The sequence below is a fragment of the Arthrobacter sp. M4 genome (genome assembly GCF_020251205.1).
In the GTDB taxonomy this organism is placed as follows: domain Bacteria; phylum Actinomycetota; class Actinomycetes; order Actinomycetales; family Micrococcaceae; genus Arthrobacter.
In genome coordinates, this window is the sequence record NZ_JAIWYX010000004.1 from 12,368 (window position 1) to 28,812 (window position 16,445).

The 16,445-nt window shown below is 62.7% G+C and carries 12 protein-coding genes; 2 read left to right on the plus strand and 10 right to left on the minus strand.

Annotated elements, in window-relative coordinates; genetic code table 11:
* Nucleotides 1-150: 150 nt before the first annotated feature.
* Nucleotides 151-4,050, minus strand: coding sequence for a DNA-directed RNA polymerase subunit beta' (locus tag LD110_RS08495; protein WP_225498201.1), 3,900 nt, complete (start codon nucleotides 4,048-4,050; stop codon nucleotides 151-153).
* Between the two features lie 108 nt (nucleotides 4,051-4,158).
* On the minus strand, nucleotides 4,159-7,677 hold the full coding sequence (gene rpoB, locus LD110_RS08500; protein WP_225498203.1) for a DNA-directed RNA polymerase subunit beta: 3,519 nt from the start codon (nucleotides 7,675-7,677) through the stop codon (nucleotides 4,159-4,161).
* 436 nt (nucleotides 7,678-8,113) lie between these two features.
* Between rpoB and LD110_RS08505 the strand changes: the two genes are divergently transcribed.
* Entirely contained in the window at nucleotides 8,114-9,313 is a 1,200-nt protein-coding gene (locus tag LD110_RS08505) for an acetyl-CoA C-acetyltransferase (RefSeq protein ID WP_225498205.1), read from the plus strand.
* Between the two features lie 30 nt (nucleotides 9,314-9,343).
* Entirely contained in the window at nucleotides 9,344-9,835 is a 492-nt protein-coding gene (locus tag LD110_RS08510) for an aminoacyl-tRNA deacylase (protein ID WP_225498207.1), read from the plus strand.
* Between the two features lie 83 nt (nucleotides 9,836-9,918).
* Here the strand turns inward: LD110_RS08510 and rplL are convergent, their stop codons facing one another.
* The 8 genes from rplL to secE all read right to left on the minus strand — a co-directional run bounded on the left by rplL (nucleotide 9,919) and on the right by secE (nucleotide 16,403).
* Nucleotides 9,919-10,299 (minus strand): 50S ribosomal protein L7/L12, encoded by a 381-nt coding sequence (gene rplL / locus LD110_RS08515; protein ID WP_225498208.1) that lies wholly within the window; start codon nucleotides 10,297-10,299, stop codon nucleotides 9,919-9,921.
* Between the two features lie 72 nt (nucleotides 10,300-10,371).
* Nucleotides 10,372-10,959: a 50S ribosomal protein L10 gene (gene rplJ, locus LD110_RS08520; RefSeq protein ID WP_225498210.1), complete on the minus strand. Its 588-nt coding sequence runs from the start codon at nucleotides 10,957-10,959 to the stop codon at nucleotides 10,372-10,374.
* A 317-nt stretch (nucleotides 10,960-11,276) separates the two neighbouring features.
* A complete protein-coding gene (locus tag LD110_RS08525; RefSeq protein WP_374200317.1) occupies nucleotides 11,277-12,428 on the minus strand; it encodes a GNAT family N-acetyltransferase in 1,152 nt (383 codons plus the stop codon).
* Nucleotides 12,407-13,495: a GNAT family N-acetyltransferase gene (locus LD110_RS08530; RefSeq protein ID WP_225498211.1), complete on the minus strand. Its 1,089-nt coding sequence runs from the start codon at nucleotides 13,493-13,495 to the stop codon at nucleotides 12,407-12,409. The genes LD110_RS08525 and LD110_RS08530 overlap by 22 nt, the downstream gene beginning before the upstream one ends.
* A gap of 105 nt (nucleotides 13,496-13,600) precedes the next feature.
* Nucleotides 13,601-14,308 carry a 50S ribosomal protein L1 gene (gene rplA / locus LD110_RS08535; protein WP_225498213.1) on the minus strand — a complete coding sequence of 236 codons (708 nt, stop codon included), beginning with the start codon at nucleotides 14,306-14,308 and terminating at the stop codon, nucleotides 13,601-13,603.
* Nucleotides 14,309-14,639: 331 nt separating this feature from the next.
* Nucleotides 14,640-15,068, minus strand: a complete 429-nt coding sequence (rplK, locus tag LD110_RS08540; protein ID WP_225498215.1) for a 50S ribosomal protein L11 — start codon at nucleotides 15,066-15,068, stop codon at nucleotides 14,640-14,642.
* Nucleotides 15,069-15,198: 130 nt separating this feature from the next.
* Entirely contained in the window at nucleotides 15,199-16,005 is an 807-nt protein-coding gene (nusG, locus tag LD110_RS08545; protein WP_225498229.1) for a transcription termination/antitermination protein NusG, read from the minus strand.
* 116 nt (nucleotides 16,006-16,121) lie between these two features.
* Nucleotides 16,122-16,403 (minus strand): preprotein translocase subunit SecE, encoded by a 282-nt coding sequence (gene secE / locus LD110_RS08550; protein ID WP_225498231.1) that lies wholly within the window; start codon nucleotides 16,401-16,403, stop codon nucleotides 16,122-16,124.
* Nucleotides 16,404-16,445 lie beyond the last annotated feature (42 nt).

Below are 16,445 nucleotides of genomic sequence, written 5' to 3' on the forward strand. Positions count from 1 at the left end.
AAACGGCGGCGGCCGCCGTCATACATGGCACCACCGAAGCCGCCGGACGGTGCTCAAGAGGCGTGCTGAAGAGGCGTGCTGCGGAGCCGCAGTCCCAGTGAAAGCGGAAGGGCCCCGCACTTGCCAGTGCGGGGCCCTTCGCGGTCAATCTCAGCGGAAGTCGTTGCCGAGGTCGTAGTCGTCCAGCGGGATGGCGTGGAACTCGGGAGTTCCGTCGCCGCCCAGGGAGTCGTAGGAGAAGTCGGTGAAAGCGCTGGGGCCTGTGAACAGGCTTGCCTTGGCTTCCTCCGTCGGCTCCACGGTGACCTGGGTGTACCGCGGCAGACCCGTACCAGCCGGGATGAGCTTACCGATGATGACGTTCTCCTTGAGGCCGAGCAGCGGGTCGCTCTTGCCTTCCATGGCCGCCTGCGTGAGGACGCGGGTGGTCTCCTGGAAGGAAGCAGCGGACAGCCAGGACTCGGTGGCGAGGGACGCCTTGGTGATACCCATGAGCTCCGGACGGCCGGATGCCGGCGTCTTGCCCTCGGACACCACGCGGCGGTTCTCGTCCTCGAAGCGGCTGCGCTCGGCCAGTTCACCCGGGAGCAGCTCGGAGTCGCCGGACTCGATCACGGTGACGCGGCGCAGCATCTGGCGGACGATGACTTCCACGTGCTTGTCGTGGATGCCAATACCCTGGCTGCGGTACACGCCCTGGACTTCGTCCACCAGGAACTTCTGCGCGGCACGCGGCCCCATGATGCGCAGAACCTGCTTCGGGTCCACCGGACCGTTGATCAGTTTCTGGCCGACGCTGACGTGGTCGCCGTCCTCGATGAGGAGGCGCGAACGGCGCAGCACCGGGTAGGCGATCTCTTCCGAACCGTCGTCCGGAGTGATCACCAGGCGCATCTGGCGTTCGTTCTCCTCGATGGAGATGCGGCCCGCAGCCTCTGCAATCGGGGCAACACCCTTCGGGGTACGCGCCTCGAAGAGCTCCTGGATACGAGGCAGACCCTGGGTGATGTCGTCGCCACCGCTGGCGGAGACAGCACCACCCGTGTGGAAGGTACGCATGGTCAGCTGCGTGCCCGGCTCACCAATCGACTGCGCGGCGATGATGCCGACCGCCTCACCGATGTCCACGGTCTTGCCTGTAGCCAGGGAACGGCCGTAGCAGAGCGCACACGTGCCAACCTTGGACTCACAGGTGAGGACCGAACGAACTTTGACGTTGGTGATGCCTGCGGACAGCAGCTTCTCGATGACGACGTCACCAAGGTCGGTGCCGGCCGGAGCCAGGACGTTGCCCTCAGAGTCGACGGCGTCCACCGCGAGGGTGCGTGCGTAGGCGCTGTTCTCGACGTTCTCGTCCAGGATCAGCTCACCATTGGAGTCCGGTACGGCGATCGCGACGTTCAGGCCGCGCTCAGTGCCACAGTCCTGCTCGCGGACGATGACGTCCTGCGAGACGTCCACCAGACGACGGGTCAAGTAACCCGAGTTGGCGGTACGCAGAGCCGTGTCAGCCAGACCCTTACGGGCACCGTGCGTGGCGATGAAGTACTCCAGGACCGAGAGGCCTTCACGGTAGGAGGACTTGATCGGACGCGGGATGATCTCACCCTTCGGGTTGGCCACCAGGCCACGGATACCCGCGATCTGGCGAACCTGCATCCAGTTACCACGTGCACCGGAGGACACCATGCGGTTGATGGTGTTCATCGGCGACAGGCTGTCGCGCATGGCCTGTGCGATCTCGTTGGTTGCCTTGTTCCAGATTTCGATCAGTTCCTGTCGACGCTCGTCGTCGTCGATCAGACCCTTGTCGTACTGTCCCTGGATCTTGGACGCCATGGTCTCGTAGCCGGCAAGGATGCCAGGCTTGGAGTCAGGCACCTCGATGTCGGAGATAGCCACGGTGACACCGGAACGGGTTGCCCAGTAGAAGCCCGCGTCCTTCAGGTTGTCCAGCGTTGCCGCGGTGACAACCTTCGGGTAGCGCTCCGCGAGGTCGTTGACGATGCGGGACAGCTGGCCCTTGTCGGCAACAGCCTCAACCCACGGGTAGTCCTCCGGCAGGGTTTCGTTGAAGATAACCTGGCCGAGGGAGGTCTCCACGAGGGCCGGCTGACCCGGCTCCCAGCCTTCCGGTGCTTCCCAGCCCGCGTAAGGCACGAAGTTGTCCAGGCGGATCTTGACCTGCGAGTTCAGGTGCAGTTCCCGAGCATCGAACGCCATGATGGCCTCAGCCACGGAGGAGAACACCCGTCCCTCGCCGGCGGAGCCGACGCGCTTGGTGGTCAGGTGGTACAGACCGATGATCATGTCCTGGGAAGGCAGGGTCACCGGACGTCCGTCGGACGGCTTCAGGATGTTGTTGGAAGACAGCATCAGGATGCGGGCTTCGGCCTGGGCCTCCGGGCTCAGCGGCAGGTGGACAGCCATCTGGTCGCCATCGAAGTCGGCGTTGAAGGCGCCACAAACCAGCGGGTGAAGCTGGATGGCCTTACCTTCAACAAGCTGCGGCTCGAACGCCTGGATACCGAGGCGGTGCAGGGTAGGTGCACGGTTGAGCAGCACCGGGTGTTCGGTGATGATCTCTTCCAGCACGTCCCAAACCTGCGGACGGTAGCGCTCAACCATACGCTTGGCCGACTTGATGTTCTGGGCGTGGTTGAGGTCAACCAGGCGCTTCATCACGAACGGCTTGAAGAGCTCCAGCGCCATCTGCTTGGGCAGACCGCACTGGTGCAGCTTCAGCTGCGGGCCAACCACGATGACCGAACGGCCGGAGTAGTCAACGCGCTTACCGAGCAGGTTCTGGCGGAAACGGCCCTGCTTACCCTTGAGCATGTCGCTCAGGGACTTCAGCGGACGGTTGCCGGGGCCCGTGACCGGACGGCCGCGGCGGCCATTGTCGAACAGGCTGTCAACAGCTTCCTGAAGCATGCGCTTCTCGTTGTTGACGATGATTTCCGGCGCGCCAAGGTCCAGCAGTCGCTTCAGGCGGTTGTTGCGGTTGATCACGCGGCGGTACAGGTCGTTCAGGTCGGAGGTCGCGAAGCGGCCACCGTCCAGCTGGACCATCGGGCGCAGTTCCGGCGGGATCACCGGGACGGCGTCGAGCACCATGCCGAGCGGGCTGTTGTTGGTGGTGAGGAATGCGTTGACCACCTTGAGGCGCTTCAGCGCACGGGTCTTGCGCTGGCCCTTGCCGTTCTGGATCACGTCACGCAGGGCCTCGGCCTCAGCCTGCAGGTCGAAGTTCTCCAGGCGCTTCTTGATAGCTTCGGCGCCCATTGACCCTTCGAAGTACATGCCGTAGCGGTCACGCAGCTCGCGGTAAAGGCCTTCGTCACCTTCGAGGTCTGCGACCTTGAGGTTCTTGAAGCGGTCCCAGACCTGCTCCAGGCGCTCGATGTCGGCGTCCGCGCGCTTGCGGACGTTTGCCATCTGGCGGTCCGCGGAATCGCGGGCCTTCTTCTTGTCAGCGGCCTTGGCGCCTTCACCTTCGAGGCGGGCAAGCTCGTCCTCGAGGTCGCGGGCAATCGCGGCGATGTCGCTGTCGCGGTTGTCAACCATCTGCTTCTTCTCGAGGTCGTGCTCGACCTGGAGGTTGGGCAGTTCGGCGTGGCGGTTCTCGGTGTCCACGCTGGTGATCATGTAGGCGGCGAAGTAGATGACCTTTTCGAGGTCTTTCGGAGCCAGGTCAAGGAGGTAGCCCAGGCGGGAGGGAACGCCCTTGAAGTACCAGATGTGGGTAACCGGTGCGGCCAGCTCGATGTGGCCCATGCGCTCGCGACGCACCTTGGCGCGCGTGACTTCAACGCCACAACGCTCACAAACGATGCCCTTGAAGCGCACGCGCTTGTACTTGCCGCAGTAGCATTCCCAGTCACGGGAAGGACCGAAGATCTTCTCGCAGAAGAGGCCGTCCTTCTCGGGCTTGAGGGTGCGGTAGTTGATGGTTTCCGGCTTCTTGACCTCGCCGTAGGACCAGTTGCGGATGTCATCCGCGGTGGCCAGGCCGATCTGCATGAGGCCGAAGGAGGATTCGCTGGACATAGGGTCCCTGTTCTCTCTTATCTCTAAATTCTCAAGTCTTGGTTGCGGGATGAGGCGGAATCCCGGGGAAGGCCTTGGTGCGCCAAGGAACCTTCCCCGCGGGAACCCTTAGACCTCTTCTACGGAGCTGGGCTCTGCGCGAGACAGATCGATACCCAGTTCCTCCGCAGCCGTGAAGACTGCGTCATCAGAGTCACGCATTTCGATGGCGGTGCCGTCCGTGGAGAGGACCTCCACGTTCAGGCAGAGCGACTGCATTTCCTTGATCAAGACCTTGAAGGACTCGGGAACACCCGGCTCAGGGATGTTCTCGCCCTTGACGATGGCCTCGTACACCTTGACGCGTCCGTGGATGTCGTCAGACTTGATGGTCAGCAGTTCCTGCAGCGTGTACGCCGCGCCGTAGGCCTCGAGGGCCCACACTTCCATTTCACCGAAGCGCTGGCCACCGAACTGTGCCTTACCACCCAGCGGCTGCTGCGTGATCATGGAGTACGGACCGGTGGAGCGGGCGTGGATCTTGTCGTCCACCAGGTGGTGGAGCTTCAGGATGTACATATAGCCGACGGAGATCGGGTCCGGGAACGGCTCGCCGGAGCGGCCATCGAACAGACGGGTCTTGCCGGAGGAGTCGATCAGGCGGTCGCCGTCACGGGTCACGTTGGTGGAATCCAGCAGGCCGGAGATTTCCTCTTCGCGGGCACCGTCGAACACCGGGGTGGCAACCGTCGTCTGGCCGGTTTCACGCGGCAGGTTCGGCAGGTTCTTGACCCACTCGGGCTCGCCTTCGATCTTCCAACCAGTCTTGGCGACCCAACCGAGGTGGGTTTCCAAAACCTGGCCGACGTTCATACGTCCCGGAACACCAAGCGGGTTCAGGACGATGTCCACCGGAGTACCGTCGGCGAGGAACGGCATGTCCTCCACCGGCAGGATCTTTGAAATAACACCCTTGTTGCCGTGGCGGCCTGCGAGCTTGTCACCGTCGGTGATCTTGCGCTTGGCGGCGACGTAGACGCGGACCAACTGGTTCACGCCCGGGGGAAGTTCGTCGTCGTTGTCGCGGTCGAAGACGCGGACGCCGATGACGGTACCGGACTCACCGTGCGGCACCTTCAGGGACGTGTCACGAACCTCACGGGACTTCTCGCCGAAGATGGCGCGCAGCAGGCGCTCTTCCGGAGTCAGTTCGGTTTCACCCTTCGGGGTGACCTTACCGACCAGGATGTCGCCGGCCTCAACTTCGGCACCGATGTGGATGATGCCGCGCTCGTCCAGGCCAGCCAGGACCTCTTCGGACACGTTGGGGATGTCACGCGTGATTTCCTCGGCACCGAGCTTGGTGTCGCGGGCGTCAATCTCGTGCTCCTCGATGTGGATAGAGGACAGAACGTCCTCCGACACCAGGCGCTGGGACAGGATGATGGCGTCCTCGAAGTTGTGGCCTTCCCACGACATGAATGCCACCAGGAGGTTCTTGCCGAGGGCGAGCTCACCCTGGTCCGTTGCCGGACCGTCGGCGATGATGCCGCCAACTTCCAGGCGCTGGCCTTCGTTGACCAGGACGCGGTGGTTGTAGCAGTTGCCCTGGTTGGAGCGGGCGAACTTGCTGATGCGGTAGCTCGTCTCCGTGCCGTCGTCGTTCAGCATGACCACGAGGTCAGCGGAAACTTCGGTGACAACACCGGCCTTCTTCGCGATGACAACGTCACCGGCGTCGACGGCGGCAGCGCGCTCCATGCCGGTACCCACCAGCGGGGCTTCGGACTGGACCAGCGGCACAGCCTGGCGCTGCATGTTGGCACCCATGAGGGCTCGGTTGGCGTCGTCGTGTTCGAGGAACGGGATCAGGGCCGTAGCCACGGACACCATCTGGCGCGGGGAAACGTCCATGAACTGGACGTCATCTGCCGGAACCAGAACGGGCTCGCCGCCGCCACCACGCTGACGGACCAGGACGGTCTCCTCAGCGAAACGGTTGTCGGCATCCAGCGGTGCGTTGGCCTGGGCGATCAGCACCTCGGCCTCGTCGTCGGCCGTCAGGTACTCGACGTCGTCGGACACAACGCCGCCCTTGACCTTGCGGTAAGGGGTCTCAATGAAACCAAACGGGTTGATGCGTCCGTAGGACGCCAGCGAACCGATCAGACCAATGTTCGGGCCTTCAGGGGTTTCGATGGGACACATACGGCCGTAGTGCGACGGGTGGACGTCACGGACTTCCATGCCCGCGCGGTCACGGGACAGACCACCGGGGCCAAGGGCCGACAGGCGGCGCTTGTGGGTCAGGCCGGACAGCGGGTTGTTCTGGTCCATGAACTGCGACAGCTGCGAAGTTCCGAAGAACTCCTTGATGGCTGCCACAACCGGACGGATGTTAATCAGGGTCTGCGGCGTAATGGCCTCGACGTCCTGCGTGGTCATACGCTCGCGCACGACGCGCTCCATGCGGGACAGACCGGTACGGACCTGGTTTTCGATCAGCTCGCCGACGGCGCGGATGCGGCGGTTGCCGAAGTGGTCGATGTCGTCGATCTCGACGCGCAGCTCCACTTCCTGGCCGTCGCGGACACCCGGGATGGTCTTTTCGCCGGCGTGCAGCGCAACCAGGAACTTGATCATCGCAACGATGTCTTCAACGTGCAGGACCGAGGCATCCTTGTCGCCCAGCGAACGGTCGATGCCCAGCTTGCGGTTGATCTTGTAGCGGCCAACCTTGGCCAGGTCGTAGCGCTTCGGCTCGAAGTAGAGGTTCTTCAGCAGGGCCTCTGCAGCCTCAACCGTGGGCGGCTCGCCCGGACGCAGCTTGCGGTAGATGTCCAGGAGCGCGTCTTCGCGGGTTTCCGTGGCGTCCTTCTCCAGGGTGGCGCGCATGGAGTCGTACTGGCCGAACTCTTCGAGGATCTGGCCCTCGGTCCAGCCGAGCGCCTTCAGCAGTACCGTGACGGACTGCTTGCGCTTGCGGTCGAGCCGCACGCCAACCTGGTCGCGCTTGTCGATTTCAAGCTCGAACCAGGCACCGCGGGACGGGATGATCTTGGCAGTGAAGATGTCCTTGTCACTGGTCTTGTCCGCGGCGCGCTCGAAGTAGGCACCGGGGGAACGGACCAGCTGGGAGACGACAACACGCTCGGTGCCGTTGACGACGAAGGTACCTTTCTCCGTCATCAGCGGGAAGTCACCCATGAACACGGTCTGCTGCTTGATTTCGCCCGTGTTGTTGTTCATGAACTCGGCCTTGACATACAGCGGAGCCGAGTACGTGGCGTCACGGTCCTTGCATTCGGCCATGGTGTACTTCGGGTCGGCGAACTCCGGCTCGGAGAAGCTCAAGGACATGGTGCCCTGGAAGTCCTCGATCGGGGAGATCTCTTCGAAGATGTCGGCCAAGCCGGAGGTGGTGGCGACGCTCAGGTCACCTTCCTCGACAGCCTTTGCTACCCTGGCCTGCCAGCGCTCATTGCCGACGAGCCAGTCGAAGCTGTCCGTCTGCAGGGCAAGGAGATTCGGAACATCCAGGGGTTCGTGAATCTTGGCGAAAGAGAGCCGGCGGGTTGCACCATCGGTGCTGGCGGCGTTGATAGCGGTTCCTGCGTTATTTACATTAGAGGTGCTCGAGGCGACCAAGAGGGATCCTTCCACAGACCTTCAGGCGTTTTCCGATCTCCCCCGTCTGCTTCCCACGAGGTGAATCGCAAGAAACACGTCCGGTTCCGCTATATGACCCGGGTCCCATCTGTCCCTCCCCATGGACCGGTGAAACGGCATGGAAATGGAGCAGCTGAGAGGCAAAGCCCACCGCTATATGAAGGCTGAAGGTTAACAGGGAAGACGCAAATATCCACAATACGGCAAGTCAGCCTATCTGTCTACCCCACTTCGTTCCCGATTGCAAGCACTGTTGCCACAGGCACCTAACACCTGATCTGGAATTAAATGGAATTCCGCGCTCTGCCACTGCGTTGGAATGGATAGGGCTGCCGCTGTGGCCCTGGCGTTTGAATGGCTGGGCCGAGGTGCAGCCTGTACCCTAGGCCCACAATCCCCGGATGGAAGAAGGATCATGAGCAACTCCCCCGGCAACAACGATGTTGTCATCCTTTCCGCGGCCCGCACCCCGCAGGGCAGGCTGAACGGACAGCTCGCCGGCTTCACCGCCGTCGAACTTGGTGCCCATGCAATCCGTGCCGCTTTGGTGGCCAGCGGCGTCTCTGCCGACAAGGTGGACGCCGTCATCATGGGTCAGGTCCTCCAGGCTGGCGCTGGCCAGAATCCCGCGCGGCAGAGCGCGATCGGCGCGGGGATCGGCTGGAACATCCCAGCCGTAACGATCAACAAGGTCTGCCTCTCAGGGCTGACGGCCGTCATCGACGCAGCACGGCTGATCCGGACCGGCGAGGCCACCGTAGTGGTGGCCGGAGGCCAGGAGTCCATGACCCGGGCGCCGCACCTGCTGCCCGGTTCGCGGCAGGGATGGACCTACGGTGCTGTCCAGGCATTGGATGTTGCGGCACACGATGGCCTGACCGACGCCTTCGACGGACATTCCATGGGCTTGTCCACGGAGAGCAAGAACCTCACGCTTGGTATCGACCGGCTGTCCCAGGACGAGGTGGCCGTCGCGTCGCACCGACGGGCGGCAGCCGCCGTCGAGTCCGGCGTGTTCGACGGCGAGATCGCACCAATCACTGTCAAGCAGCGGAAGGGCGAACCCCTGGTTCTCAGCAACGATGAGGGCATTCGGCCGCAGACCACGCTGGACACCCTGGCCCCGCTTCGCCCGGCGTTCGCAACGGACGGCACCATCACGGCGGGGAACTCCTCTCCCCTGTCCGACGGTGCCTCCGCGCTGGTCCTGACGTCCCGCGCCTACGCGGAGGAACACGGCCTGGATTACCTCGCCCTGGTAGGCACGCCAGGCCAGGTGGCGGGGCCGGACAACTCCCTGCACTCCCAGCCTGCCAATGCCATCAAGCGTGCCGTCGAACGGGCCGGATGGCGCATGACTGACTTGGACTTCATCGAAATCAACGAGGCCTTCGGCTCAGTTGCCGTCCAGTCGCTCAAGGAACTCGGCTACCCGCTGGAGCAGTGCAACATCCACGGCGGTGCCATCGCCCTGGGCCATCCCATCGGGGCCTCCGGCGCTCGGCTCGCCGGGCACGCTGCCCACGAACTCAAGCGCCGCGGCACGGGCAAAGCAGCCGTTTCGCTCTGTGGCGGCGGTGGACAGGGCGAAGCCCTGCTGCTCTACCGGGACTAGCTATAACCACCAGATGCACAGGATTGGCGCATGACACAAGACGCAAATAGGTCCGGGCGCGAACGTTTCCTCGCAGACGCCGAGGCACGTGGGCTGGCCGTCGACGTCGTCGAACGGGCGGCGGCAAAGTCGCTCGAAGAGGCGGCGGCAATCCTGGGCATCCGGCCCGCCGACATCGTCAAGTCGCTTGTGGTGAAACACAAGGACGGCAGCTTCTTTTTTGCACTGGTCCCCGGCGACCGGCAAATCTCGTGGCCAAAGCTTCGGGCCCTGTTGGGAGTCAACAAGCTCTCCCTACCCACAGCGGAAACCGCCTTCGAAGCGACGGGCTATGAGCGCGGAACCATTACGCCCCTGGGCAGTTTGACTCCGTGGCCTGTCTACGCCGACCAGTCGATCGCGGGACGCAGGATTTCCATGGGCGCAGGCGAGCACGGCTATAGCGCGTTTGTGGAAGCGGACGACCTTGCCCACGCACTCAATGCGGTTTTGGCCGACATCAGTGACCCATTGCAGCAGTAGCTCCCCGCACGGGGTTAATGGGGTTTAAACGCAGGATCCCCGCCCGGATGAACCGGACGGGGATCCCGTCGAAACAGCAAGAGTTACTTGAGGGTAACCGTTGCGCCAGCTTCTTCGAGCTGAGCCTTGGCCTTCTCGGCAGCTTCCTTGGTGGCGCCTTCGAGAACAGCCTTCGGAGCACCGTCAACCAGGTCCTTGGCTTCCTTCAGGCCGAGGGAGGTGATAGCGCGGACTTCCTTGATCACTGCGATCTTCTTGTCGCCAGCAGCCTCGAGGATGACGTCGAATTCGGTCTTCTCTTCAGCTTCTTCAGCAGCAGCGCCGCCGCCAGCCGGACCAGCAACTGCAACAGCAGCAGCGGTAACTTCGAAGGTCTCTTCGAAGAGCTTGACGAACTCGGAGAGCTCGATGATGGTCAGTTCCTTGAAAGCTTCGATGAGCTCTTCGTTGCTGAGCTTCGCCATGGTTGGCGTCCTTCCTTTATGGGTGCCGCCGCAGTTCTAGCCGCGCGCACCTGAGTTTGTTAGTGGGAGAACCTAGTTCTCTTCAGTTGCGGCTTCGGCAGCAGCTTCAGCGGCCGGGGCCTCTTCTGCAGCGGGAGCTTCGGCAGCAGGAGCTTCAGCAGCAGCCGGGGCGCCGCCTTCTTCCTCCAGCTTGATACGCAGGGCGTCGATGATACGTGCAGCAGCGGCGGCAGGTGCCTTGAGGACACCGGCGACCTTGGCCAGCTGCAGTTCACGCGACTCGAGAGCTGCCAGGGCAGCAACCTCGCTGGCGTTCAGAGCCTTGCCCTCGAAGTAGCCGGTCTTGATGATCAGCTGCTTGTTGGCCTTGGCAAAGTCCGTCAGGCTCTTTGCGGCTGCAACTGCGTCGCCCTTGATGAAGGCGATCGCGGTGGGGCCAGAGAGCTGGCCCTCGAATGCGTCAACGCCTGCTTCCTTGGCGGCAATTGCCGTCAGGGTGTTCTTGACGACGGAGAACTTGGTCTCCTGGCCGAGAGAAACACGAAGCGCCTTAAGCTGTGCAACAGAGAGCCCGCGGTATTCGGTCAGGACAGCGGCGGTCGATTCCTTGAAATCGGTGGTGATCTCAGCTACTGCAGAGATCTTGTTGGGCGTTGCCATAACCCTCCTTCCGGGGAATAGTGCCGGTCTTCCGGGTCCCCGCTCACAAGAGAGCTGCAACTAAAAACGCCCCGCGCAGATGCACGGGGCCATGCTCAACACAGCTATGCTGCGGAACCTTGCTTCGTTCACCTGCGTTGGCCGCCCTAATATCAGGGTCCTTCGTCTGGAACTCCCCTTTGCCTTCCGTGCACCACTGCAGTGTTGAGCAGCGCCCGGGAGAGAGGATTTCCATCAACCGACGGTCTTTGGTGGTTCAAGCTTACGCGAGACGCCTATCGGCTTACAAATCGGGCATGGGCCGGCCAGCCGGTGCCCTACTCCGACGTCTGCGCCTTGGGTCCCCTGTCCGGAAGTTCCTTCTGCCAAATCCCGGTGACGCCCGCCGTCGTAAAGCCCAGCTTCCGGTTGACCGTCAGGAGGTAACGGTTCTCCGGGGCGTTCCAGGTATAGATCACCCTGGCATCGGGGAACTGCTCGCTCAGCCGCTGCATATTGGCCACCTTGATGAGCAGTCCGAGCTTGTTGCCGCGGTGGTGCTGGAGGACCAGTGTGTCGTCCTGGAAGACGACGTCCTGCCGTTGGGCCAGCACGCTGATGGTGGTCAGGCCCACCAACCGCCCGCTAGCAACATGTTCGACGGCGGTGACCACCGTCCGCCGGCCCTGGGCTATGGCGACCTCCTCCGCTTCGCGGAGGATACCGGCGTCGAACACCATGTCACGGTCTGCCGGAACGGCGAGTCCCTCGTCGTCGTCGGATGTCTCGCCGGCTGCGTTCTCCAAAGCTGCAACTGCCTCCAACCACTGCGCCGGGCAGCGGTCCGTCCAGTGGTGCAGGCGGTAGCGGCCGCCGTTCGCTTCCTCCGCTTCCGCCTGCAGGTCGGCAACGAGTTTCGAGTCCAGCGGCAGGGCGCAGGAACTGAATTGCTCGATGTGCTGGAGCGTGTAGCCGGTGCGACGGGCAAAGTCGACCTCACGGCTGGCCAAAGGGACAAAGCCCTGGCCACTGTCCGGGACCAACTGGTTCGCTTCGGTGCCACTGAGTGACGACGCCGGATGGTTCGTATCAATCAGGATCATGGTGCGTCGTTCGCTGCGGGCCAGTTGCTCCGCGGCCTCCAGCAACTGCCGGCCGACGCCCTGGCGCTGATATTCCGGAAGTATGTCCAGCGTGAACTCGGCGATGTCTGTGTTGTCCACGAGCGGCAGCGCGATGTCCACAGTGCCGACGATATTGCCTTCCACCCGGGCAACCAGGATGACCTGGCGCTCATAAGGATCGGAGAGCTCAAGGAATTTCTCCAATGGCGTGTAGGCAAGGTCGTCACTGCCCCACACCTGCATACGGACCTTCCGGCTCACTTCCACGGCGTCCAGGAAGTCCTTGGCATCAGGGGCGTCCAACGAATCGGGAATCCAGAGCTGGCCGATCTCCACGGGAGTCGTCATATGGTCCTCTTCTGCCATTCACCGTCATATCCTGCCGGGCGGAATCCCAGCGTCACGTTGATCGCCAGCATATGTTCGTTTTCCTCGGCGTTGAAAGTCATGACACGCTCCACTGCCGGAAACCTTTCACGAAGCCTGCGAAGGTTAGCGATTTTGATGAGCATGCCGAGTCGATGACCGCGGTGGCGACGCATCACCAGGGTGTCATCCTGGTCTGCAACCCAGGGCTTTTCCGGGTCCACATAGATCGTGGTGTAGGCGGCCAATTCCCCGCTTCGCCGGTGCCGGGCAACTGCCGTCAGCCCTATCTGGCCTTGCTCCCGGGCCGTAGCTTCAACTTCCCTAACCCGTGCTGCGTCCCAACGCTCGGCCTCTATTTCCAAACCCCCGGCCGGGGAATCGGTGCTCATGCGTCCCATGATCGCCGCCATTTGGTCCAGGAGCTCCGCGGGACACTGGTCGGTCCAAGTGAGTACCTCATAATCCGAACCAGCTATTCGCTGTGCTTCCGCCTCCGCATCCGACCAGTCCTGGTTCTCCTTGAGGTCCAGCACGCTGAACCGCGTGGTCTGCTCCAACCGGTAGCCATGCCGCAGCGCGAATGCCGCGCCGGGAGCACTTTCCGGAACTCCACCGGCACCAGTGACCGGGAACAGCAGTTTGGAACTCGCGAAGCCCTCCGGGTGCTCAGTGGACGACTGAAAAATGTGGCGGCCATAGCCGGCGGCGCACTCCTCCACCCGAGCCAGGAGCGCACTGCCGATACCCCGTCGCCTTCGCTGGGGCGGCACTTCAACCCTGAGCCAGGCCGAGTCCAGGTTGTCCCGCAACGCGGCATAACAGAACGCCACGCCCGCAACGCCCGCCCGATCCCTCGCCACAAAGACGGAGAGCGTGGAGTTGTCTGTCGGGCGCCAGTCTCCAAGCCTTGAGCGTGGTGTGGGTGCGCGGTCCAAATTGCCCCAAGTGTCGAGAACCACGGCGTCAAGTGCCTGGCAAACCTCACGAAATTCGGAGGCGTCGTCCCCATCAGGCGTGGCGGGCAGACGCAGTTCCTGGATCTCGATTTCAGCAATGTCCCCCATCACACGCACAGAATATCTAGGCGTGTGCCCGGGGCGATAGGACCCAAAAGCGCAACAGGACCGCCCGGCGATGCCGGACGGTCCTGCTGGTGATGCTAGTGGGCTTTACGCCTCGGTGAGCACCTTGGTGACGTTGGGGTCAACGGTGATGCCCGGGCCAAACGTGGTGGTGACGGTGGCCTTCTGGATGTAACGGCCCTTCGAAGCGGACGGCTTCAGGCGGAGGACCTCATCAAGGGCTGCGGCGTAGTTCTCGGCCAGCTTGACGGCGTCGAAGGAAACCTTGCCGATGATGAAGTGCAGGTTCGAGTGCTTGTCCACGCGGAAGTCGATCTTGCCGCCCTTGATGTCGTTGACAGCCTTGGTGACGTCCGGGGTCACGGTACCGGTCTTCGGGTTCGGCATGAGGTTGCGCGGGCCGAGGACCTTACCGAGGCGGCCAACCTTGCCCATGAGGTCAGGGGTGGCAACCGCGGCGTCGAAGTCGGTCCAGCCGCCGGCGATCCTTTCGATCAGGTCGTCGGAACCAACGAAGTCGGCACCGGCTGCGATTGCGGCCTCCGCCTTGTCGCCCGTTGCGAAAACCAGGACACGGGCCGTCTTGCCGGTGCCGTGCGGGAGGTTGACCGTACCGCGGACCATCTGGTCAGCCTTGCGGGGGTCAACGCCGAGGCGGAATGCAACCTCTACCGTGGCGTCGAACTTGGAAGGGTTGATGTCCTTGGCCAGGCTGACTGCCTCGAACGGGGAGTAGACCTTACCCGCCTCGATCTTGGCCGCGGCTGCCTCATATGCTTTGCTGCGCTTTGCCATGCTGCTTGTTCTCCTTGTGCAGTTGTGGTCTCCGGACCGCGCTCGGCCCTGCCACTACGACGCCGGTCCCAGCGCTACGCGGGAATCGTCGTCGTTCTCTAATTTTTCATTGGTGCGGAACCGGGGTTCCGCGGGTTTGTCGAAGACTATTCGACGGCATCAAATGGTCGAAAGTCTCCGGGACTTACTTCCGGCGAGTGCTTCGTTCCTCAGCCCTCACCGTCCGTTCATTCCTCGACTATTCGACGGTATCGAATTTGTCGAAAGTCTCCGGGACTCACTTCCGGCGAGTGCTTCGTTCCTCAGCCCTCACCGTCCGTTCATTCCTCGACTATTCGACGGTGATGCCCATGGAGCGGGCGGTGCCGGCGATGATCTTCTTCGCGGCTTCAACGTCGTTGGCGTTGAGGTCCTCGAGCTTGGTCTTGGCGATTTCCTCGACCTGGGCGTCGGTGAGCTTGGCAACCTTGACCGTGTGCGGGGTGGCGGAGCCCTTCTGGACACCCGCTGCCTTCTTGATCAGTTCCGCAGCCGGCGGGGTCTTGGTGATGAAGGTGAAGGAGCGGTCTTCGTAGACCGTGATCTCCACCGGGATAACGTTTCCACGCTGGGATTCCGTAGCGGCGTTGTACGCCTTGCAGAATTCCATGATGTTGACACCGTGCTGACCAAGCGCAGGGCCGATCGGCGGGGCCGGGTTGGCGGCACCTGCCTGAATCTGCAGCTTGATGAGGCCGGTGACCTTCTTCTTGGGAGCCAATGTAGGGTCCTTCTCTCAATAGCGTCCTAAGGCACAGGAGCGTGCTTCAGGTTCTTGGCCGCCATGGCAAGGCGACCGTCCGCGTTGATGCTGCTAAGCGGGCAGCTCCAGCGCGAAAACTGCGGGTCAACTAGATCTTGGAGACCTGGTTGAAGGCGAGGGTGACGGGGGTCTCGCGTTCGAAGATCGACACCAGGACCACCAGGGTCTGGGATTCCGGCTTGATCTCGGAGATGGTTGCCGGGAGGGTCTCGAACGGGCCCTCCTTGACGATGACGGACTCGCCGACCTCGAAGTCGACGGCGACCGGTGCGGCCTGCTGCCTGGCCGGCTTGCCCTTCTCCGCGTGCTGTTCCTCGAAAACAGGCGCGAGCATGGACACAACTTCATCCAGACGCAACGGAACCGGGTTGTGTGCGTTGCCGACGAAGCCGGTGACACCCGGGGTGTGGCGGACCGCACCCCACGAAGCGTCAGTCAAGTCCATGCGGACCAGCACGTAGCCCGGGATGCGCACACGGTTGATGACCTTGCGCTGGGCGTTCTTGATCTCGACGACCTCTTCCATAGGCACCTGGATCTCGAAGATGTAATCTTCCATGTCCAGGGTCTGGATGCGGGTCTCAAGGTTGGCCTTCACGCGGTTCTCGTAACCGGCGTAGGAGTGGATGACGTACCAGTCGCCTTCCTGGCGTCGCAGCTTGGCCTTGAACTCCTCAAGCGGGTCGGCTGCGGCGGAAGCGGCAGCAGCAGCGAAGGCATCGCCTTCCTCAGCAGCCGGGTGGTCGGTGTCCGAATCGGCATCGTCGGACACGTCGGCAGCGTCGTCGCCGTCGGCGAATTCGGGCGCAGCGAACTCGGCCGCGTCCGCGTTCTCCGCGGCGTCCGTGGCCTCGTTCAGCTCAGTCTCAGTTACCTCGAGCTCGTGCTCAGACACTTGGTCTCCTGCTTCCTCATTGCCTAACATGCCTATTTAAATGGCTCAATTCCGCAAGCCTTACGAAATCCCCGAATTCTCGGGAATCTCCGCTCGGCTTGCGGAGTGCTCCGCTGTTAGCGGTCGGTGGGCCCGGTGCCGCCGAAGATCCACCCAACCGCGGTACCAAAAGCCAGGTCCAGCACAGTCACGATGAGCATCATGATGGCTACGAACACCAGCACGACGGCCGTGTAGTTGACCAGCTCCCTGCGGGTCGGCGCCACGACTTTCTTGAGCTCACCAATAACCTGGCGGACGAAAAGGGCTATGCGCGCAAAAATTCCGGCGTTGGACTGCCTGACGGGACGGCCCTTTGAGCTGCTGGCAGCTGTTTCGGTCACCCGGTCCTCACTCATCTATGCAACGTCGTCGACCATGGCTCTGATCAGAGCCATGGT